This window comes from Alteromonas sp. S015 (assembly GCF_036864485.1).
In the GTDB taxonomy this organism is placed as follows: Bacteria; Pseudomonadota; Gammaproteobacteria; order Enterobacterales; family Alteromonadaceae; genus Alteromonas.
Window position 1 is genome coordinate 343177 of record NZ_JAZETO010000001.1, and the last position, 20083, is coordinate 363259.

The 20083-nt window shown below is 45.3% G+C and carries 18 protein-coding genes; 12 read left to right on the plus strand and 6 right to left on the minus strand.

Features of this window, described 5'->3' with window-relative positions; all coding sequences use genetic code 11:
- Window positions 1–259 precede the first annotated feature (259 nt).
- The 4 genes from rplT to thrS form a co-directional block, all read right to left on the minus strand.
- Window positions 260–616, minus strand: a complete 357-nt coding sequence (gene rplT, locus V7R42_RS01435; protein ID WP_012518092.1) for a 50S ribosomal protein L20 — start codon at window positions 614–616, stop codon at window positions 260–262.
- Window positions 617–634: 18 nt separating this feature from the next.
- Window positions 635–832 (minus strand): 50S ribosomal protein L35, encoded by a 198-nt coding sequence (rpmI, locus tag V7R42_RS01440; RefSeq protein ID WP_012518091.1) that lies wholly within the window; start codon window positions 830–832, stop codon window positions 635–637.
- Window positions 833–950: 118 nt separating this feature from the next.
- The gene (gene infC, locus V7R42_RS01445; protein WP_334018941.1) at window positions 951–1490 is read right to left on the minus strand and encodes a translation initiation factor IF-3; all 540 of its coding nucleotides are present in this window, start codon (window positions 1488–1490) and stop codon (window positions 951–953) included.
- Window positions 1491–1601: 111 nt separating this feature from the next.
- Window positions 1602–3518 carry a threonine--tRNA ligase gene (thrS, locus tag V7R42_RS01450; RefSeq protein WP_334018466.1) on the minus strand — a complete coding sequence of 639 codons (1917 nt, stop codon included), beginning with the start codon at window positions 3516–3518 and terminating at the stop codon, window positions 1602–1604.
- A gap of 488 nt (window positions 3519–4006) precedes the next feature.
- Here thrS and V7R42_RS01455 point away from each other — a divergent pair, with 488 nt between their 5' ends.
- The 3 genes from V7R42_RS01455 (at window position 4007) to V7R42_RS01465 (ending at window position 6916) form a co-directional block, all read left to right on the plus strand.
- Window positions 4007–4891, plus strand: a complete 885-nt coding sequence (locus tag V7R42_RS01455; RefSeq protein WP_334018467.1) for a fructosamine kinase family protein — start codon at window positions 4007–4009, stop codon at window positions 4889–4891.
- A 160-nt stretch (window positions 4892–5051) separates the two neighbouring features.
- The gene (locus tag V7R42_RS01460) at window positions 5052–5801 is read left to right on the plus strand and encodes a pteridine reductase (protein WP_334018468.1); all 750 of its coding nucleotides are present in this window, start codon (window positions 5052–5054) and stop codon (window positions 5799–5801) included.
- On the plus strand, window positions 5798–6916 hold the full coding sequence (locus V7R42_RS01465) for a DUF3080 family protein (RefSeq protein WP_334018469.1): 1119 nt from the start codon (window positions 5798–5800) through the stop codon (window positions 6914–6916). The genes V7R42_RS01460 and V7R42_RS01465 overlap by 4 nt, the downstream gene beginning before the upstream one ends.
- Window positions 6917–6933: 17 nt before the next feature.
- On the opposite strand, the gene V7R42_RS01470 is transcribed toward V7R42_RS01465, so the two are convergent.
- Entirely contained in the window at window positions 6934–8331 is a 1398-nt protein-coding gene (locus tag V7R42_RS01470; protein ID WP_334018470.1) for a mechanosensitive ion channel family protein, read from the minus strand.
- A 47-nt stretch (window positions 8332–8378) separates the two neighbouring features.
- Window positions 8379–9005: a CPBP family intramembrane glutamic endopeptidase gene (locus V7R42_RS01475; protein ID WP_334018471.1), complete on the minus strand. Its 627-nt coding sequence runs from the start codon at window positions 9003–9005 to the stop codon at window positions 8379–8381.
- Window positions 9006–9409: 404 nt separating this feature from the next.
- Between V7R42_RS01475 and V7R42_RS01480 the strand changes: the two genes are divergently transcribed.
- The 9 genes from V7R42_RS01480 to V7R42_RS01520 all read left to right on the plus strand — a co-directional run bounded on the left by V7R42_RS01480 (window position 9410) and on the right by V7R42_RS01520 (window position 19972).
- Window positions 9410–10243: a MurR/RpiR family transcriptional regulator gene (locus tag V7R42_RS01480; protein ID WP_334018472.1), complete on the plus strand. Its 834-nt coding sequence runs from the start codon at window positions 9410–9412 to the stop codon at window positions 10241–10243.
- A gap of 203 nt (window positions 10244–10446) precedes the next feature.
- Window positions 10447–11010: a DUF924 family protein gene (locus V7R42_RS01485; protein ID WP_334018473.1), complete on the plus strand. Its 564-nt coding sequence runs from the start codon at window positions 10447–10449 to the stop codon at window positions 11008–11010.
- 284 nt (window positions 11011–11294) lie between these two features.
- Window positions 11295–12581, plus strand: coding sequence for an amidase (locus V7R42_RS01490; protein ID WP_334018474.1), 1287 nt, complete (start codon window positions 11295–11297; stop codon window positions 12579–12581).
- 192 nt (window positions 12582–12773) lie between these two features.
- Window positions 12774–14351, plus strand: coding sequence for a gamma-glutamyltransferase family protein (locus V7R42_RS01495; protein WP_334018475.1), 1578 nt, complete (start codon window positions 12774–12776; stop codon window positions 14349–14351).
- A gap of 115 nt (window positions 14352–14466) precedes the next feature.
- Entirely contained in the window at window positions 14467–15285 is an 819-nt protein-coding gene (locus tag V7R42_RS01500) for a sulfite exporter TauE/SafE family protein (RefSeq protein WP_334018476.1), read from the plus strand.
- Window positions 15286–15295: 10 nt separating this feature from the next.
- The gene (locus V7R42_RS01505) at window positions 15296–16564 is read left to right on the plus strand and encodes a pyridoxal-phosphate-dependent aminotransferase family protein (protein ID WP_334018477.1); all 1269 of its coding nucleotides are present in this window, start codon (window positions 15296–15298) and stop codon (window positions 16562–16564) included.
- Complete coding sequence (locus V7R42_RS01510) at window positions 16557–17801, plus strand: allantoate amidohydrolase (RefSeq protein ID WP_334018478.1); 1245 nt, start codon at window positions 16557–16559, stop codon at window positions 17799–17801. The genes V7R42_RS01505 and V7R42_RS01510 overlap by 8 nt, the downstream gene beginning before the upstream one ends.
- Before the next feature lie 36 nt (window positions 17802–17837).
- Window positions 17838–18203 carry a cupin domain-containing protein gene (locus tag V7R42_RS01515; RefSeq protein WP_334018479.1) on the plus strand — a complete coding sequence of 122 codons (366 nt, stop codon included), beginning with the start codon at window positions 17838–17840 and terminating at the stop codon, window positions 18201–18203.
- 215 nt (window positions 18204–18418) lie between these two features.
- Complete coding sequence (locus tag V7R42_RS01520; protein ID WP_334018480.1) at window positions 18419–19972, plus strand: uracil-xanthine permease family protein; 1554 nt, start codon at window positions 18419–18421, stop codon at window positions 19970–19972.
- Window positions 19973–20083 lie beyond the last annotated feature (111 nt).

Sequence of the window (20083 nt, forward strand, 5' to 3'; positions counted from 1 at the left end):
TTTACATGATGACTGCATGGCCAAAGCATAGGAAGAAGTATTCTGTGCGCTTAGGCTTGCCTGAAATAAAAGCGATAGTTTACACGAGTGACTGATATAAGGGCTAGCCTAGATGACTGATATTGACAAATTTTCTAGTAAAAAATGAAATTTAGAGGTGGGATTGTGCCTGCAAAGCAGCTTTGGGGAAATAGAAAAGAAAAAGGCGAGCTTCCTGCTCGCCTTTCTCCGAAAGAACTTAAACTTAATTAGTTAATAATTAAGCTAATGCGCCTTTAGCCGCTTCGACTAGTGCGCTGAAAGCTGCTTTGTCATGTACTGCGATGTCGGCAAGGATCTTACGATCGATTTCAACAGACGCTTTCTTCAAACCGTTAATGAAACGGCTGTATGACATACCATTTTGACGAGCAGCAGCGTTAATACGTGCAATCCATAGTTGACGGAATTGACGTTTGCGCTGACGACGGTCACGGTAAGCATATTGACCAGCTTTAGTTACAGCTTGTACCGCTACGCGATATACACGTGAACGTGCGCCGTAATAACCTTTTGCCTGCTTGAGGACTTTTTTGTGACGAGCACGTGCGATAGTGCCGCGTTTTACTCTAGCCATTAATCAGTCTCCTAAGTCTTATACGTAAGGCAACATGCGCTGAACCAATTTGGTATCAGAGTCATGAACCAGTTTTTTGCCACGAAGGTGACGTTTACGCTTAGAGCTCTTCTTAGTCAGAATGTGACGTAAGTGAGACTGTTTGCTTTTAAAGCGGCCAGAACCCGTTTTCTTAAAACGTTTGGCGGCACCGCTTACAGTTTTCATTTTAGGCATTGCTAAAACTCCGCATTGTTTAATATCGGTATTTTTCGTGTTGCAGTCACTTCATACCGGTTAATGTTTAGCAGCAAGGTGTTCAAGGGTGCAGATTCCTTGAAACTTTAGACCGTTACTACTTCTTATTTGGGGCTAGCACCATGATCATCTGGCGGCCTTCCACACGGCGTGGGAAAGACTCGCATGTAGCGATATCTTCTAAATCAGTTTTAACGCGATTTAGTAGATCGATACCGATGTCTTGGTGCGCCATTTCACGACCGCGGAAGCGGATCGTAACTTTGGCTTTATCACCACCTTCAAGAAAGCGACGCAGGTTGCGCAGTTTGACCTGGTAATCGCCTTCATCAGTGCCAGGGCGAAATTTAATCTCCTTGACCTGAATTTGCTTCTGTTTTTTCTTCTGCTCTTTTTGAGCTTTACTTTTTTCGAAGAGGAATTTGCCATAGTCCATAACTTTACAGACTGGCGGCTCGGCATTCGGACTGATTTCTACTAGATCTAGGCCCGCTTCTTCTGCGTTACGCGTTGCTTCTACTAAAGAAACCACACCAACCTGTTCACCGTCTTTGCCAATTAGTCTTACTTCTCTGGCTTTAATCTCATCGTTAATGCGGGCTTTATCGCCCTGAGCCTTGTTGTTAGCGCCTTTAATGTGCTATTCCTCCAAACATTTAATTCTTTTGTCTGCTTCAGGTAGGTCGATTGACCTAAAGTAAACCCTAAAGCAGACACCTTAATTGTGCATTATACACAAATTGCTCAACTATTTAATCGTCTTTTCTACAACTTCTTGTTGAGCCATGGCAATAAAGTCTTCCAGAGGCATTTTGCCTAGGTCGTCGCCGCGACGAGAGCGCACTGCTACTTCGCCCGCTTCCATTTCTTTATCGCCCACAACAAGCATATACGGAATACGCTTCAAAGTGTGCTCGCGGATTTTAAAGCCGATCTTCTCATTACGCAAGTCAGACTTTGCTCTAAAACCTAAATCCTGCAGTTTTTTTACACAATCTGAAGCATAATCAGCTTGTTTATCGGTAATATTCATTACTATAACCTGCTGAGGTGCCAACCAAAGTGGGAAGAAACCTGCAAATTCCTCAGTCAAAATACCAATAAAGCGTTCTAATGACCCCAAAATAGCGCGGTGAATCATTACCGGCACTTTACGTTCGCCATCTTCAGCAACATAGCTAGAACCCAAACGACCTGGCATCGAAAAGTCTAGCTGTACAGTCCCGCACTGCCATGCACGGTCTAGACAATCGTGCAGCGTAAACTCAATTTTAGGTCCGTAGAACGCACCTTCTCCAGGCTGATAATCGAACTCGATGCCATTGGCTTTAAGTGCTTCTGCAAGCGCAGCTTCTGATTTGTCCCAAATTTCGTCAGCACCTACACGCTTTTCTGGGCGAGTAGACAGCTTAACCTTGATATTTTCGAAACCAAAAGCAGCATATGTCTCATACACCATCTTAATACAGCCACTCACCTCTTCTAGGATCTGTTCTTCAGTACAGAAAATGTGAGCATCGTCTTGCGTAAAGCCACGAACACGCATTAGGCCGTGTAGTGCACCCGATGGTTCGTTACGGTGACAGCAGCCAAACTCCGCCATACGAAGAGGAAGATCGCGGTAGGATTTTAAACCTTGGTTGAAGATCTGTACGTGGCCTGGGCAGTTCATTGGCTTAACGGCATATTCACGCTTTTCAGATTCAGTAGTGAACATGTTTTCAGCGTACTTGTCCCAGTGACCTGATTTTTCCCAAAGCGAGCGGTCCATCATTAATGGGCCTTTAACTTCGTCATAACCATATTCACGAAGCTTCTTTCGCACGTAGCTTTCTAGCTCGGTATAAATTGACCAACCATCGTTGTGCCAAAACACCATACCTGGTGCTTCTTCTTGCCAATGGAAAAGATTAAGTGCTTTACCAATTTTACGGTGGTCGCGCTTTTCAGCTTCTTCTAAGCGCTGTAGGTAAGACTTAAGCTGCTTTTTATCTGCCCATGCGGTACCATAAATACGCTGAAGCATTTTGTTATCGCTGTCTCCACGCCAGTAAGCCCCTGCCACTTTCATTAGTTTGAAGTGGTGACAGAACTTCATGTTTGGTACGTGTGGTCCACGACACATATCCGTGTATTCTTCGTGGTGATAAAGTGCTGGACGGTCATCTTTGCTGATGTTTTCATCAAGAATTTCCATTTTGTAGCTTTCACCGCGTGCTTCAAATGCATCGCGCGCTTCTTGCCAGCTTACTTTATTCTTAACCACGTTGTAATTGGTTTTAGCCAGTTCAAGCATACGCTTTTCTAGTTTGGCTAAATCTTCCTGGGTCAGGCTCTCTTCCATATCAACGTCGTAATAAAAACCATTGTCGATAACCGGGCCGATAGCCATTTTAGTGTTAGGCCAAAGTTGTTTGATTGCGTGACCTAACAAGTGCGCGCAACTGTGACGAAGGATTTCTAAACCTTCATCGTCTTTTGCAGTAATAATTTGAAGTTGTGCGTCCGCGTCAATCATATCAACGGCGTCAACTAACTCACCGTTTACTTTTCCTGCAATGGTTGCTTTGGCTAAACCAGGGCCAATGTCATTTGCAACATCTAATACAGAAACAGCGTTATCGAAAGCGCGTTGGCTTCCATCAGGAAGGGTAATTACAGGCATTTTAATTCCTTTACAGTGGTGACGCCTACTCTGCGCCACATGCATTTTTTGAAAAAATTTAAGCGTACTATCGAAGGCCTGTTCATCTTTGCTGTATATTTCCCCACCAAAGATCTAAAGGCCTTAGCACTCGAAACTTGCTTAACTAAATCGCACACTTAACACGAACACACATTCGCGTTGAGTGTGCTCAATAAACCGACTCTAAAGTAGGCCGTTATAAAGCGAAGGGTGGATTATAACCAGTGTAGGAGCAACTTCAACACTGAAAAGCCTGAAGTTGCTAATAAGTGAAACTTTGTTTTTCTAATAGCAGGATTTTGAGAGAGGAATGTATGCATTTCCTCCGTTTTATTCCATACTTTGTTTTATGGCTGTATAGGAGCTTGAAAGAACGCTCTCCCCGTGTTTAGCATTGAAAATAACGAACATCCATAAACAAAAAAAACGCCCCGGGCTGACGCATAGAACAAAGCAGAGTGTGCAATATGTGGCATTTTATTAGCGAGCATATTTCAGATGAAATCCAACAGTTTTTTAGCTGCCAAAAAGCTGAACGAGTAAGTGGCGGGGATACGCACGACAGTTACATTATAAAAGACAGCACACATCGCTACTTTGTTAAAACCCGAAAGTATGACGATACTCAGCAATTATCCCATGAAGCCGAGGGACTTGCCGCCATTGCTAACACCCAAACTATTGCCACGCCACAGGTCATCTGTCATGGCATTACTACTAATGAAACGCCCAACATGGAATATTTGGTACTTTCTCACATTCGATTTATTGAACCTGCGGTGGGCGATTATTTCACTTTAGGGCAACAGCTTGCTGCACTGCATGCGTTTAACGCCTACACCAGCTATGGGTGGCCACATGACAATTACATAGGTGCCAGCGTGCAAACCAACGGGCGCATGGCGTCATGGGCTGATTTCTTTGCCGAGAAACGCATAGGTAGCATGTTGGAACGACTGGCTACGAAGGGGCTGTGGCCTAAAGAAAACGGCGATATAGATTGTATAGTTAAGAAAGTGAGACACCTTCTAAGCCTGCACCACCCCCACCCTTCACTACTACATGGCGATTTATGGGCTGGCAATGCAGGCTTTAATAAAAAAGGGCCGGTGTTATTTGACCCTGCCGTTTATGTTGGTGATGCCGAAACTGACCTTGCCATGGCTGAATTGTTTGGTGGCTTTCCGCAGACCTTCTTTGAAGGCTACAACCTACACACGCCGATTGAAAAAAATTACCGATTAAGAAAACCAATTTACCAGCTTTACCATATTTTAAATCACGGGTTATTATTCGGCGCGCATTATATTGCCCAAGCCAAACAGGTAGTAGACGACATTTACAACCACTAATTCAGAACATGAGCAAATCTGAAATTGTCATTTATTGACCGAATTGTTTGCGATTTATTGCTAAAGGCCATGCGTTAGATGGTACACAACGCGTGTAATTGGATGCCTCGCACGCTGTATATAAACATACGAAGATTTAAAATAGAGAGTAGCTTTTATTATGACAAACTTAGGCCCTGTAGCACTTATTACCGGGGCAGCTAAACGCATAGGCGCCGCGATGGCGTGCAAGCTTCATAGCCAGGGCTATCGCATTATTATCCATTACGGGCACTCAAAAGATGATGCTTTTGCATTGGCCGAAAAGCTCAATTGCCAGCGTGCAGATTCCGCTACTTGCCTGCAAGCTAATCTGTGTAATTCAGACGAAGTAAACTCGCTTGGCCAGCAAGCACTGCGTGTTTGGGGCAAACTTAATGTTCTGGTGAACAATGCTTCGAGTTTTTACCCAACACTGGTTGGAGACATTTCGGAAGATGACTGGGTATCGTTAATAGGTAGCAATGTAAAAGGCCCGTTGTTCTTAACGCAAGCACTGGCACCAGCACTTAAAGAAAGCAAAGGCTGCATTGTTAACATGGTTGACATGCATATTGACCGCCCACTTCCTAAGCATAGCGTTTATTTGCTTGCTAAATCGGGCCTTGCCTCACTAACTCAGTCGTTAGCGATAGACCTAGCGCCACATGTGCGTGTTAATGGTATTGCGCCAGGGGCAATACTGTGGCCGGAACGTGAAATGGATAGAGAAGAAAAAGACAAACTGTTGTCCAGTATTCCTCTTGGCGAACTCGGCACACCTGAAGATATAGCCAATGCCCTTTTGTTTCTGACATCGGCCTCGTACATCACTGGGCAAATCATTTACGTTGATGGTGGGCGCGGCCTTTATACCGGAGCCTCAGCGTGAAGGCTTCTTTGGCAAAAAACCTTCAATTTAGCGCTTTTAAATTTGGCGCTTTAGAACTTAAGAGCGCGTGCCGCGTCGGCATTATCAGCGCGGGCTTCTTTACTCTGCTCGGGTGCGCTGGAGACGATACGGTAAAACAGAGTATTGAAGATTATACAGAAAGACTCTCTCGGGTGCTCGACGTTTCCTTACCCGACACCTTTAATGAAAAGATTACTACCCCGCTTCCCAAGCTTGCCGACTCAGCAACGCTCAAATACACAATTGAAGGTGTAAGCATTAACCTGCGTGAGTTTTATGCGCTGCAAGATTGTGAATTAGGTACTGTTGTGGCCGAGCGCAATACGTCACTGGGCAAAAGCCAGTTGCCATCGCAAAGGCTAACATATGAAAGCAAGCTGCTTACGGCGCTAAAACATTGCGAAACGGCGCTTTCAGAAGATAGCAGCGCTAACCAAGCTAATGCTGCACTAGCCGCGACCATCGCGTCGTGGCGTGAGCAAAAGTTGCAAGATTACAGCAAGACGTGGGCGAATCTTATCCAAGGAAGTCAGGAATTGCGTTTAGCGCTTAATACCCCTGAACGCTTAATGTCGGTCGAAAATAACAAGGATGCCCTGTCGAGTGTTAATGCCCTGTATTACCTTGACAATCTAAACAACAAAAACGAACGCCCTATAGACAGCAGCGAGTTAGAGCTGCAGCTTCAAATTATACGCTCAGCCCGATTACCCGCTACGCTTTGGCACACTCAACAAACGTTGACGCAAAACCTCTCGCTGCTTACAAGTGTGCTTGCTACCGAGCTTGATGCCGTGAGTTGCCCAGAGGGACGTGCCAGCGACAAAGCTAAAATATTACGCAATGTGTTTTACTTGTTTTTTATTGAGCAAATACAGCCCGTAGGTAGTTTGGTGAATCAATACCACTATAAGCTGGCACCATTATGGGAAGACTGGCTTGCACAACCGTTGCTGCACAAAGAATTTAAACGCTATATCAGGCAACAAACGCAAGATGGTTTCAGCGAATACAGCGGCGCCATGAAGGCGCATGTAAACCTATGGCAAAACTTTCTTGGTAGGTGCAATCTATCACCCGTAGCCCCCGTTTAATTAGGTTAAAGCGTGTATTAAAGAATATTTTCACCTGCCTCAGGATCTCTCGACCTGCGGGCCTGCTCTCTAATTTCATGCGCTTCTGACGATACGTCATCTTGCGTTGGCATTCGCTCTTCAGGGTTTTCTTTGTAAGCTGTGTTTTTAGGTTTACTGCTGTGTTTTCGCCCGTCGCTTTGCGCTAACGTATCTTTTGGTTTAACCGAATAATCACCGGCCGCGCCGTGACCTAACGGGTTCTTACTCTTATTATTATTTTCTATGTTAGGACTTTCACTGCCTTTAGTCTGAGAACTTTCATGGTTTTTATTATCAACGTTGTCCACATGGGCTGATTCTCGGCCACCAGAGAAGCCTGTAGACACGCTTTCCTTATCTTCTGGGCTTTCTTCTAATCTTCTTTGCGAGCCTGTCGCTTCATTTTGTTCAACACGAAGGTGCAGGCCCTCTGGGAATATACGCTCTCTCGCGTCATCAGGCATACTAATGTTAGCGTTTAAGTATGCTTGGGTGATTTTACGCATTAGCACTGACGCCATTTTCAATACGCTGGTTTTCTCTACATCTACCCAAAAATAAACCTTAATGTTGTAAGTAGACGAGCCTAATTCATCTATCAAAATTTGCGGTTCAGGGTCTTTTAAAACATTGTCTTGGCTTGCGGTGATCTTTTGCGCTATTCGCTGTGCCTGCTGAATATCAGCATCATATCCTACGCCTATAATAAACTGGCCTCGCATAAGCGGGTTGGCCGTTAAGTTTTTAATTACCCCTTTGTAAATAGTGGCATTGGGTATTTGAATGTGATTACCATCGAAGTCAACCAGGGTAGTAGCCCGGGCCGTGACTTTTTGAATAATTCCCGTGAAATCGTTAATTTGAACGATGTCGCCAATTCTGAAGGGGCGTTGAATAGTAAGCAGTAAGCTTGATATGAAATTTTCTGCAATATCGCGAAAAGCAAAGCCAAGAATAAGCCCTACCACGCCAGTGCCGCTCACCACGGCAATGGCAAACCCGGTTAGCCCAGCCAAAAACAAAAAGAGATAAATGCCGAGCAGTATTAATACCAAGCTAACGCTTCGCTGAATCACTGAACGCAGCAGCGCAGAGGTGGTTGTGCGCGTTAACGGTTTAACTATAACTTTTGCAATATGTGGCGCTAAAAGAATAAACGCCACCATAATAACCAAGCCTAAAGCCAAGCCAGGTAAACGATAAACAAAGCTATCCCAAACCTGAGAGAGTAGCGACTGTGCGCTGGATAAACTGCTTATTGCGCCACCTTCGTCGCTTTGTTGAAGCAGCGTTTGTATAAAGCGTTCGCTTGAAGGTGTATCGGTGTGCGTTAAAGAAAGCCCTACTTGCTTGTTTAGAATACAGGGTAATAATATTTGTGGCGCACTGAACATCACCTTACTCCTTGGCGTTCATGGGTATTGATTTTTACTACAAATATCTACGACGCAATAACCAAATAAGATCCCAGTCCAATGGTAAACAAAAAGCTTCCCCATAGGGCATGTTCAACAACTACTACCGGCGTTGAGTTGGTTTGCATATACCGGTAACCAAAAATGGCGCCGCCAATCCAAGAGATCACCACCGCTACCCAATTCCCGTACACTAAGTGTGCAAGGCCGAATAAAAAAGTGCTTAATGCCCATCTCGCGTATTTAGAGGGCAAGATTTGCTTATAGCGATGGAAGAAATAGGTGCGAAAAATAATCTCTTGGGGTATCACCGATACAATGGGGTAAATCAGCAAGGTCGCCACCCACATCCACGGCTGATTCATGGGCCAATGCAGAAAGAGTTCGGGTTTTAAAAAGTAAACCACCAGCGCCAGTAAACTTGCCCATGGCAAAAATAATTTAAGGGTACTTTTAAAATGTATCCGATAGTCTTCCCAATGCCACAATTTAAACCGTTTAAATTGTTTATCTGCTAACAAGACAGCTAAACAGCAAAGCCCCATTCCCCCTAAAATAGGCATGAGATAATTTGCAAAATGCTTAATCCAGTAGAGAACGGCAAAAGGAATCGCTACAAATAACACGATTAATTCAGACCACAACTTTGCCACAACTCACCTCTTTCTTTCAGTCAGGTTGACCTTGTTCTATGATTCTCCAGTACGTTTGCGCATGTAGAATTGAAGACAGACCAACAATACCATTACCAACCGATGACACTTTTATGAACTTTTACGGTTGATATGTATGAAAGTGTAGTGCCAATTTGCAAAGCTTGAGTAAGTAATTAGATGCTACTTTAGCCCTATAAAAAATGCATCGCAGGTAAGCTATTGTTAGGTTAGCACTTTTTAAATGTGAATGCGTTGAATAGGGTGTGGACGTGTGCTGTTCGTGGTTGTTTTAACTAAAACCTTGCTCATATTTGATAGCGATAGGCGGCCACTTTCACGTAGTGTTTGTATATCGCACAAAAGTCGTGAAATAATTGCGCAAGATGTATAAGGCGATACCAATGACAAAAAGTAGCCCTAGCGACGTTTTACAGCAAATTGAACAACACTATGCCTCGTTATCCCCTTCGGGCAAATCTATTGCGCATTATATTCAGCAAAACCCCATTGCCGTACTGAGTCAGTCTACATCACTGATCGCCGAAAGAACGGGAACGTCGAAAGCGACCGTAAGTCGGTTCTTTCGTCAATTAGGCTTCGATTCACACCAACAAGCCAAAGAAGCCCTTGTGCAGCTTCGTGAGCAAGGCGTGCCGGTGATAAGCCCTTCAAGTGGTGTTTTGCAGCATGAGAGTGATAGTAAAAACCTAGCCAATACCTTCGAAGGAACGTCATCTGAAGCATTAAGCGACATTGCAAAATTACTTGCTTCAGCGAGCCAGGTTACGTTAATTGGGTTTCGTAACGCTTATCCCATTGCCCTCCATTTTAGGCAGCAACTTAAACAGATTAGGTCATCGGTTCGCGTGCTCCCCCAGCCAGGGCAAACACTAAGCGAAGATATTATTGATCTAACCGAAAACGATCTTGTGGTGCTTTTTGGTTTTCGACGTAGAACCCGCCAATTTAAATTCGTTTTAAATAATATAAAACATTGTAAAACCATACTTGTTACCGACCCGACAGGCCAAGGCTATCGCCACGATGTCGACCACCTTCTTGTCACCCACATTGGCAGTGACTCACCTTTTGATAGTTATGCTGCACCAATGAGTCTGGTTGCGTCGCTGTGTAACCTTACCTACGAGGTATTAGGGAGTGAAGCCGCAGACCGCGTTGACGCTATTACCGACATCTATATTAAGATGAATGAACTAGAGAGTCCAAAACGATGACCCTTCCCTCCGAACGCTTTTTAAGCAATACTGTAAAATAGAGTAACTAGCAGAGAATTGTTATTTTGCAAGCGTAAAAGAAACTAAAGCGCTAAAAAATGGGTATAAGTATGCTTTAAAACTGCTTATTTCGGATTTTAATGTTTAAAAAAGTACCTGTTAATATAATTTCACTGCTGAAAGCGTGTGGTTGGAGTTAATATATGGATAAAACGCAAGTCGTTATGGAAGAAGCTAACGGTGTACTCGACTTTTGGTTTGGAGAACTCTCACCTGAGCAATGGTTTAAGGAAGATACTGCACTAGATAAAACTATCACTTCGCGATTTTCGACATTGCGTTTAGCCGCCATTAAGGGCGAATTGTGGCCTTGGCGAGCAACCGCTATTGGCCGTCTCGCCGAAATAATTCTTCTCGATCAATTTTCTCGAAATATTCATCGCAACCATAAAGACGCGTTCAGTGCAGACAATATTGCCTTAGTTCTTGCCCAAGAAGCGGTAAGTGTTGAGGCCGATAAGGTACTTACACCGCAGCAACGCGCGTTTCTTTATATGCCGTTTATGCACAGTGAATCGCTAGCTATTCATGATGTGGCAATGGAACTGTTCTCTCAAGAGGGTTTAGAACAAGAATTTACGTTTGAAAAGCGTCATCAACACGTTATTGAGAGGTTCGGCCGCTATCCCCACCGGAACGCGATATTGGGGAGGGAGTCAACTCCTGACGAACTGGCTTTTTTGAAGAATTATCCTCAAGGGTTCTAATGCTCATGTAGGTTTTGTCTTAAGTGCTTACTTCTGAGCTTTTGACCTAACTACCTACTACTAAAGCGCACCATAATGATTTTCATCCTATGTTTTGCCGCTGTTTCATCTATTTGCGTAGTTTTTTGTTTTTAGACGTTACCAATTTAAGCGGAATAGCATTTTTTGACTTAACTTTTTCAGTTTATTTCGGAGTAACGTTCGTTTCTATTGACTTTTTAATGAAACAATTGTTTCATGAAGTTAAGACTAATAAAGAAACATCAACTAATAAGTAATGCGCTGTGAGTTCTCCTTTTGTGCTAAAGCCCTGTGATGTAACGTTCACGCAGGCAGTTAACAATCTAAAATTAACATTTAACCACTATGATCTCGTTGACGATGAAGCATCGCCTTCTAGAAACGGGCAAAAGCAATCGGCGGCTTGCGATTCGACAGATGGGCGCCATCATGTACACCAAGCACTGTGCGGTTTAGGTCTTGCGGTAAAAGATTTGTTTCATATTCAAGGTTTGCCGACCGCAGCGGGTAATCCTGATTGGTTAGCAACCCACCCGATACCAGAAAGTACAAATAGTTGTGTGGCAAAGATGCTTGGCGCAGGTGCCGCGTTTAAAGGTAAAACCATTACCGATGAATTGGCCTACAGCCTACATGGGCAAAATAAGCATTACGCAACACTCATAAACCCTGTAGCGCCGGCTCATATTCCGGGAGGTTCTTCGTCGGGATCAGCAGTGGCTGTTAGTGCACACCTTGCCGACATTGGTCTTGGCACCGATACAGGCGGCTCCATACGGGTGCCGTCTAGCTATCAAGGGTTGTGGGGGCTTCGCACCACACATGGCGCAATTGCTTGCGACAATATGGTAGCACTTGCGCCTTCGTTTGATACTGTAGGTTGGATGACCCGCGACCTAGACACGCTAACTAAGGTTGCAAGCGTTTGCTTGAATAGCGCAACGCAAAGCGAAATATCCGAAGCCCCTAAACTTGGCATAGCAACCTATTTGTTCGAGCAAACTGCTCACAAATCGCTGTGCAAAATCTGGCTTTCAGCACTTGCTGAGCAAAACGACTGCATTGAGTTGCCTAAAGCACAGCTTGATTTAGTTACATTAGAAACTGCCGCTACATTTCGCACCTTACAAGGTAGCGAAATTTGGCAGCAACACGGCGAATGGATTGAAGACACTCAGCCTAATATCGCTAACGATATTAGGTTGCGTTTGGATTGGTGTAAAACCATCACTGTCCAAGATATACAACAGGCTAAAACGCAACAATCTGTGGTAATAAACCATATAAATACACTGTTTGAAGAAATAGATGTATTGGTTATGCCCACAACGCCCGGCGTAGCACCTCGTTGCGACGCTGATGAAACGACGCTGGCAAATGATAGAAACGCTCTGCTTGCACTTACTGCTATAGCTGGACTTGCGGGTTTACCGCAGCTTCATTTGCCGTTATTTACCCTACACAACGCCCCATGCGGATTATCGCTTGTGGGCAAAAAAGGCAACGATCTTGCACTTCTCGCGTTAGCAAAAAAGCTAACCACTCGCTAAACGTGCACAGTGTGCTGGCCTTGTTTGAGTCACCGTTAAATCGCACTTAAATAAGGCATACAGCATCCTATCGCATTCAAGTTGAAAGTAGAAAGCGGAAGTAGGACCCAAACGCACGTCAATTTGCCTAGTTTTTGACTAACTAGGGCTCAAAATGACGGCGTGGTTGCTGAGTTTTTGAAGGAAATAATGATGAGTGAAAAACCAAATATCGCGTTTACTGCCCCTCACTTTGCGGCATCGCAAGTAGGCTTAAACATTCTTGAAAAAGGCGGCACAGCCATTGAAGCTATGGTTGCAGCAGCCGCCTCTATCGCCGTTGAATACCCACATATGAACGGTATGGGCGGCGATGGGTTTTGGCTAATTAGCGAGCCGGGTAAAAAGCCTATTGGTATTGATGCATCGGGCGTGGCGGCAAAAGGCGCAACGCCAGGGTTCTACGAAGGGTGCGATGCCATCCCTAGCCGAGGCGGAAAGTCTGCATTGACCATGGCAGGTGCGGTTGCTGGGTGGCAAGCTGCGCTTGAAATAAGCCATGAATGGCAAAGCGGTTTACCGTTAAGCACATTATTCGATACGGCGATTAGCCAAGCTAACTGGGGAATTGAGGTTACACAAAGTTTAGTCGATGCCAGCAACAAAACCTTTAACGAACTAAGCGCAGATGAAAACTTCGCTCAGTTTCTGATTAAAGGTAAAGCCCTTAAAAAAGGCAAAATATTAAAGCTCACAAAGCTTTCTGAAACCTTAAAACACCTTTCAGACAAAGGGCTGGATGATTTTTACCATGGCGAGTTAGCAGCAAAACTGGCTGAAGATTTAGAAGCGGCAGGCTCCCCTATCCGCCTTGAAGACTTCAACAACTACAAGGCAACCATCGTTGAGCCTTTGTCAGTTTCTACCAGTAAAGGCAAGCTTTATAACCTGCCAGCACCAACGCAAGGTGTAGCATCGCTTATTATTTTAGCGCTTTATGACAGAGTTCAGCATTTAGGTAGCACCGACGCCGACATGGTGCATCTACTCATTGAGTGCACAAAACAAGCCTTTATTGCACGTAACGCAAACGTAACCGACCCTTCTCGTACGCCGGTAAGTTTACAAAGCCTGCTGAGCGACCATGTACTTGATGAGATGGTAAAGAATATCTCACTAGACAAAGCCCTGCCATGGCCACATGAAGCCAAGCACGGCGATACCATTTGGATGGGCTGCTGCGATAGTGAAGGCCGTATGGTGAGCTACATACAATCGCTTTATTGGGAATTCGGTTCAGGCGTAGTGAGCCCGCAAACGGGTATCGTTTGGAACAACCGAGGCACCTCGTTCTCGCTAGACCCTAATAGTAACCAATATCTAGCGCCGGGGTTGAAGCCTTTCCATACATTAAACCCAGCTTTTGCGGAACTTATTAATGGTCGCCGTATGAGCTACGGCACTATGGGTGGTGAAGGTCAGCCCCAGACTCAGGCAGCACTTTTCGCGCGCCATATTTATCACGGACAGCCGATTGCAAAAGCCATATCTCTTGGCCGTTGGCTTCTTGGCAGAACGTGGGGCGACCAAAGTCATAACTTAAAAGCCGAGCGTGACCTGGTTGAATATGTGGGCGAGAGCTTGCTGGCTCGGGGCCACGATATGGTGACGGTAGATCCTTGCAATGAATTGATGGGCCATGCTGGCGCAATTATTCGAGACACAGAAGGCACCGTAAGCGGCGCAAGCGACCCAAGAAGCGACGGTAAAGCCTACTTAGGGCATCGCTAATTTCGTTGCTGCGTTTAAGCCTTGGCGTTTAGGTTGTCGTTACTAAGACGCAATCGCTAGAACGCAGCATGTACAAAATAGTTAAAACAACAAACGTTAAAGAGAAAGAAATCACATGCAGTTTTTAATGGATAACCTTACGGTTATATTATCGCTTGCGGGAACAGGCGTATTCGCGGGCATACTGGCAGGCATGCTCGGCGTGGGTGGCGGCATTGTTATTGTGCCGGTACTGTTTTTCTTATTTCAAGCCCTTGGTGTGTCGCCAGAAAGCGCAATGGTTATAGCCACAGCCACTTCGCTTGCGACAATTGTTCCTACTTCAGTTAGCTCTATTCGCGCTCACCACAGTAAAGGAAACGTAGACTTTGCTCTGTTAAAAGCGTGGGCAATATTTATTTTAATTGGCGTGCTTGTAGGTAGTTATGCGGTAACAGTGGTTAACCCAACATTCCTGACTTTACTATTTGGTGTTATCGCAACCTTGTCAGCAGTTAATATGCTTATTGGCAAGAAAGACGCCTTATTTAAAGGGCTTCCGGGCCGTGCGGGTCAGTCGGTTATGGCAACCTGTATTGGGCTGTTTAGCTCTATGGTGGGTATTGGCGGCGGCACGTTAACCGTACCTACCCTTACTTTTTGTAACTATCCAGCGCATAAAGCGGTGGGCACAGCCGCCGCGGTTGGCCTGATCATCTCGCTTCCAGCAGCACTTACCCTGCTATTTGTAGGTACTACACCTGCCGATGCACCCTTTGCTACCTACGGCTACGTAAACTTACTGGGCTTTGCCTGCATTGTTCCACTTACCGTGTTATTTGCGCCACTTGGTGCAACTATCGCCAACAAACTAGACGCTGGTTTACTTAAGAAAATCTTTGCCGTTGTTCTTATCATCACTGGCTTGCGCATGCTGGCGCAAGTGCTTATCTAGGAGTGCTCACATGTCTACCGAAGCATCTACAAGTACGTTCGCACCACTTAATCCGCCCCCTCGACTGTTAATGGGCCCTGGTCCAATTAACTGCTACCCACGTGTATTAAGCGCGATGTCTACCCAGTTAGTAGGGCAATATGACCCCATTATGACCGGCTACATGAATGAAGTGATGCAGCTTTACCGCGATGTTTTTAATACGAAAAACCAGCAAACTTTTCTGGTTGATGGTACGTCGCGGGCGGGTATTGAAGCTGTTTTAGTATCAGCGATAGAACCGGGCGATAAGGTGCTTGTACCTATCTTTGGGCGTTTTGGCCATTTACTTGCCGAAATTGCTGAGCGTGCTGACGCTGAAGTACACACCATTGAAGTACCTTGGGGTGAAGTATTTACACCTGAGCAAATAGAAGCCGCAATAAAAGAAGTAAAACCTAAGCTTCTTGCCATAGTACAAGGCGATACGTCTACCACCATGCTTCAACCGCTTGAGAATATTGGTGCTATTTGTGAAGCGCACGATGTTTTGTTTTACTGCGACGCTACCGCGTCAATAGGCGGTAACCCGCTAGAGGTAGACGCATGGAAGTTAGACGCGGTATCAGTTGGCCTGCAAAAGTGTTTAGGTGGTCCATCGGGCAGCGCACCTATTACACTAAGCGACAAATTTGTTAAAACCGTGCGTACCCGTCATCACGTTGAAGCAGGTATTCGCGATGCGCATCATGAAGCCGCACGTGGCCCTAAAATTCGCTCAAACTACTTCGACTTACCTATGATCATGGATTATTGGGGCGAAGAGCGACTAAACCACCATACCGAAGCGGCCAGTATGCTTTATTGCGCACGCGAATGCGCACGTGTGCATTTAGAAGAAGGCCAACAAAATGTTATTGCTCGCCACAAAGTGGCCGGCGATGCCATGCTTGCCGGTATTCAAGCCATGGGCCTTGAGCCATTTGGCGATTTGAAACACAAGATGTACAACGTTGTTGGCGTACACATTCCAGATGGTGTTCATGGCGAGGAGGTGCGCGAAACCTTGCTTCTGCGCTTTAACATTGAAATTGGCACTAGCTTCGGCCCGCTGAAAGGCAAAATTTGGCGCATTGGCACCATGGGCTACAACGCCAGAGAAGACGCGGTTCTTCACACACTTCAGTCACTTGAAACCGTGCTTCGTATGCAAGAATTTGAGCTACCTGCGGGTAAAGGGGTAGATGCAGCCCTTAGCGTTTACGCCAAAGCCAAAGCGGCGGGAGTCGCGAATGGGTGAATTCGTAGAATTTACTGAACTGGCGACACAGGTTATGGCGAGGTGTGAAACATTAGGCACAATAAGCCAAGACCCAACTTGTCTAGACAGGCGCTACTTAACTGATCAACACAAACTTGCGAATCAACTGGCCTCCGGCTGGATGATTGAAGCGGGTATGACAACGTGGCAAGACGCCGTCGGTAATATCTGGGGACGCTATACATCAAGTGTACCCAACGCACCGCGATTGATTTTAGGCAGTCACCTCGACACGGTGCCTAACGGCGGAAAGTACGACGGAATGCTTGGCGTGGTCGCTGCTATTTCTCTGGTGGCCATGTTCGATGGTACACAAACTAAGTTCCCTTTTCACATCGACATCGTAGGTTTTTGTGACGAAGAAGGCACGCGTTTTGGCACCACGCTGTTAGGAAGCCGCGCGTTAACGGGCAAGTGGCAAGAGCAATGGCGCCATTTAAAAGATGAAAATGGCGTGAGCCTTGAGCAAGCCATGGCAAACTTTGGGCTTAATTTCGATGCGGTGAATAGTGCGGCCATCTCGCGTACTGACATTTTGGGCTACATAGAGCTTCACATTGAACAAGGTCCTGTTTTAGAGCAAGAAAACTTGCCTGTAGGTGTGGTCAGTGCCATTGCAGGTGCGAAACGCTTTAACTTTACGGTAGAAGGCATGGCGGGTCACGCCGGTACTGTTCCTATGTCAATGCGTCGCGACGCCCTATGTGCAAGTGCAGAAATGCTACTTGCTGTTGAGAGTATAAGCTTGAAACGCCCGGGCGTGGTAGCTACCGTAGGGAAAATTGACAATGCGCCTAACGGCGTTAACGTCATTTCGGGTCGCACACGCTTTTCCTTAGATATTCGAAGCGAAGATGACAATTTGCGCGATTCAGTATTGGCAGAAATATTGCAAAAATTTGATGACATTGCGCAATCTAGACAAGTAACGCTTAGTCACGAGCAAACCCACAGTGCGCCTGCAGTACATTGCGATAGCCAGTTGAAAGACGCGTTAGTTCGCGGCGTAGAGGAAAGCGGTATTGCACCGCGAATTTTTGCATCTGGTGCAGGTCACGATGCTATGGCTATTGCAGATATATGCCCAGTAGCCATGCTGTTCACACGCTGTAAGGGCGGCATTAGCCACCATCCTGCTGAGTCTATTACGGGTGAAGATGTAGCGGCAAGTTTGTCAGTGCTTTATAGAACTATCAGCAAGCTTAAGCACGCGTAATGTTCTAATCAGTAAAGTTTGAATTAAGGGTTAATAATGAAAATAACAAGGATTTACAACGATGAGGCGGGCAAAAGCCACTTTGGTGAAGTTGAGATAGTGCTAAAAGACGGCGGTCCTATCGGCATGCTGTCAGAAAAGTTTGGTGCAGATAAAGTTATTTTCCGCGAAACCCCCGCAGATTATGACTTCAAGTGGCACCCTGCGCCTGCACGACAGTTACTTTTCATCTTAAAAGGGCGCGCAGAATTTACCGTATCTAACGGCGAGCGTCATGTATTTGGGGCAGGCGACGTACTGTTACTGGAAGATACCGAAGGAGAAGGCCACTGTTCACGGGCTATGTACAATGAAGTTCGCCACTCTATTTTTGTGACATTAGATGAAGGTGTCACCTTTTAATTTAATGCCTTTATCACTTTACAAAATGCGCTAAATTAGCGCATTTTTTCGTTTAGGCACCAAATTGGGGCTTGGTCACTTCCTGATTGCTTTAAGTTATTTACAGACCACGCATAAAACAAATAAAAAACAACACCTTAACAACTCAAAACCAAACAGACCAATTGGTCAATATCTTGCAATTAATGAGCAACTGTCATCAAGAAAAATTGCTCATGTCTTCAAATCACAGCGAATTACTTTACGACTTACATGATAGCCCGGCATTTCTTCCCTCTCTTACCGCGGCATTCCAGCATTTATTGGCGAGCTTCGTTGGTGTTATAACCCCTACTCTTATTGTTACATCAACGCTAGGCCTTACTGAATACACACCTTATCTTATTAGTATGGCGCTGTTTGTTAGCGGCCTTGGCACAGCAATTCAAACAAAACGTATAGGCCCAATAGGCAGTGGCCTTGTCGCCATTCAAGGAACTAGCTTTGCGTTTATTAGTGCGTTGATTTTGGCCGGAAACCAAGTAAAAGCGAATGGCGGAACGCCAGAGGATATTTTAGCCCTACTGTTTGGCCTGACCATGGCTGGGGCGTTAGTTGAGGTAGTGTTCAGCCTATTTGTGAATAAACTCAAGCGCATTATTACGCCTTTAACCACGGGGATAGTGATCACTGCTATAGGCCTTAGCTTGATAAACGTAGGTATGACCGATCTTGCCGGTGGTTTTCATGCCGCTGATTTTGCCAGTACTGAGAACTTAGCAGTAGGCCTTGGCGTATTAATGGTTATAGTATTCTTAAATGCGTCTACCAACCATTGGCTTCGCTTAAGCGCAATTTTTATTGGCATGGCCATAGGTACAACGTATGTTGGTTTTACAGAAGGCCTTGATTTTAGCGGCCTTGCCTCTTTATCTATTGTAGCTATTCCTACGCCATTTGCGTTTGGCATCTCATTCGATATCAATCTGTTTTTGCCTATTGCGCTAATTTATTTATTCAGCGCTATAGAAACAGCGGGCGATCTAACTGCCAACAGCCTTTTCTGTAAGCAACCCGTAAGCGGTCCAATTTACTTAGCCCGAGTAAAGGGCGGTATTTTAGGCGACGGCGTAAATTCGCTACTGGCCGGTATGTTTAACACGTTTCCGAACACTACCTTTGGTCAAAACAATGGCGTTATTCAGCTAACCGGTATTGCCAGCCGTAAAGTGGGCTTCTTTGTTGCTGCGCTGTTTGTACTTATTGGCTGCTTTCCAATTGTTGGTGGTGTGCTGCAGGCAATCCCTAAGCCTGTTTTAGGCGGCGCAACATTAGTGATGTTTGCCATGGTTGCAGTAGGCGGCCTTAAACTTCTAGCCAGCTATGCGTTGGATAGACGCAGCAGTTTGGTTACGGCTTGCGCCCTTGGTATGGCAATTGGGGTAATGATGGTGCCCGAAGCCTTAGCCGAACTTCCTAATTGGCTTGAGCACATCCTGCTTTCCCCTGTTACGTCAGCAGGACTTACGGCGGTTATTTTAGATTTAACATTACCCGGGAAAAAAGGCGCTAGTGATAAGTCAGAAGCTTTGGCAACCACCGGCAATCAACTATCAGAAGGTAACGCAAGCGAAGCTTCGGATAACTCGGTGAAGGCCGCTCTTCCTGAAATAAAAAAAAGCACTAAAGAGAGTCGCAGTAACTCGGCAGCTTCAACCCATAAAGCGATATTAGGTACAAAGCAGCGGCAAGTACTGCGCCCTGCCCTTTATAGTGCAAAAACCCGGTAGAAATCACTGCGAAGGTGCAAAAATAAGAAAAACCTTATTCATTAACATAATGATAACAATATAAGAACAATATTATATTTTTAAAACCCTATAATTCAGCAACTTAAGGAT

Excerpts from the sequence above, each read along its gene's own strand:
- rplT (WP_012518092.1), bottom strand. The coding sequence starts at position 616 with ATGGCTAGAGTAAAACGCGGCACTATCGCACGTGCTCGTCACAAAAAA.
- V7R42_RS01480 (WP_334018472.1), top strand. The coding sequence starts at position 9,410 with ATGACAAAAAGTAGCCCTAGCGACGTTTTACAGCAAATTGAACAACAC.
- V7R42_RS01460 (WP_334018468.1), top strand. The coding sequence starts at position 5,052 with ATGACAAACTTAGGCCCTGTAGCACTTATTACCGGGGCAGCTAAACGC.
- thrS (WP_334018466.1), bottom strand. The coding sequence starts at position 3,518 with ATGCCTGTAATTACCCTTCCTGATGGAAGCCAACGCGCTTTCGATAAC.
- V7R42_RS01520 (WP_334018480.1), top strand. The coding sequence starts at position 18,419 with ATGTCTTCAAATCACAGCGAATTACTTTACGACTTACATGATAGCCCG.
- V7R42_RS01500 (WP_334018476.1), top strand. The coding sequence starts at position 14,467 with ATGCAGTTTTTAATGGATAACCTTACGGTTATATTATCGCTTGCGGGA.
- V7R42_RS01495 (WP_334018475.1), top strand. The coding sequence starts at position 12,774 with ATGAGTGAAAAACCAAATATCGCGTTTACTGCCCCTCACTTTGCGGCA.
- V7R42_RS01485 (WP_334018473.1), top strand. The coding sequence starts at position 10,447 with ATGGATAAAACGCAAGTCGTTATGGAAGAAGCTAACGGTGTACTCGAC.
- V7R42_RS01510 (WP_334018478.1), top strand. The coding sequence starts at position 16,557 with ATGGGTGAATTCGTAGAATTTACTGAACTGGCGACACAGGTTATGGCG.
- V7R42_RS01470 (WP_334018470.1), bottom strand. The coding sequence starts at position 8,331 with ATGTTCAGTGCGCCACAAATATTATTACCCTGTATTCTAAACAAGCAA.
- V7R42_RS01515 (WP_334018479.1), top strand. The coding sequence starts at position 17,838 with ATGAAAATAACAAGGATTTACAACGATGAGGCGGGCAAAAGCCACTTT.
- V7R42_RS01455 (WP_334018467.1), top strand. The coding sequence starts at position 4,007 with ATGTGGCATTTTATTAGCGAGCATATTTCAGATGAAATCCAACAGTTT.
- rpmI (WP_012518091.1), bottom strand. The coding sequence starts at position 832 with ATGCCTAAAATGAAAACTGTAAGCGGTGCCGCCAAACGTTTTAAGAAA.
- V7R42_RS01505 (WP_334018477.1), top strand. The coding sequence starts at position 15,296 with ATGTCTACCGAAGCATCTACAAGTACGTTCGCACCACTTAATCCGCCC.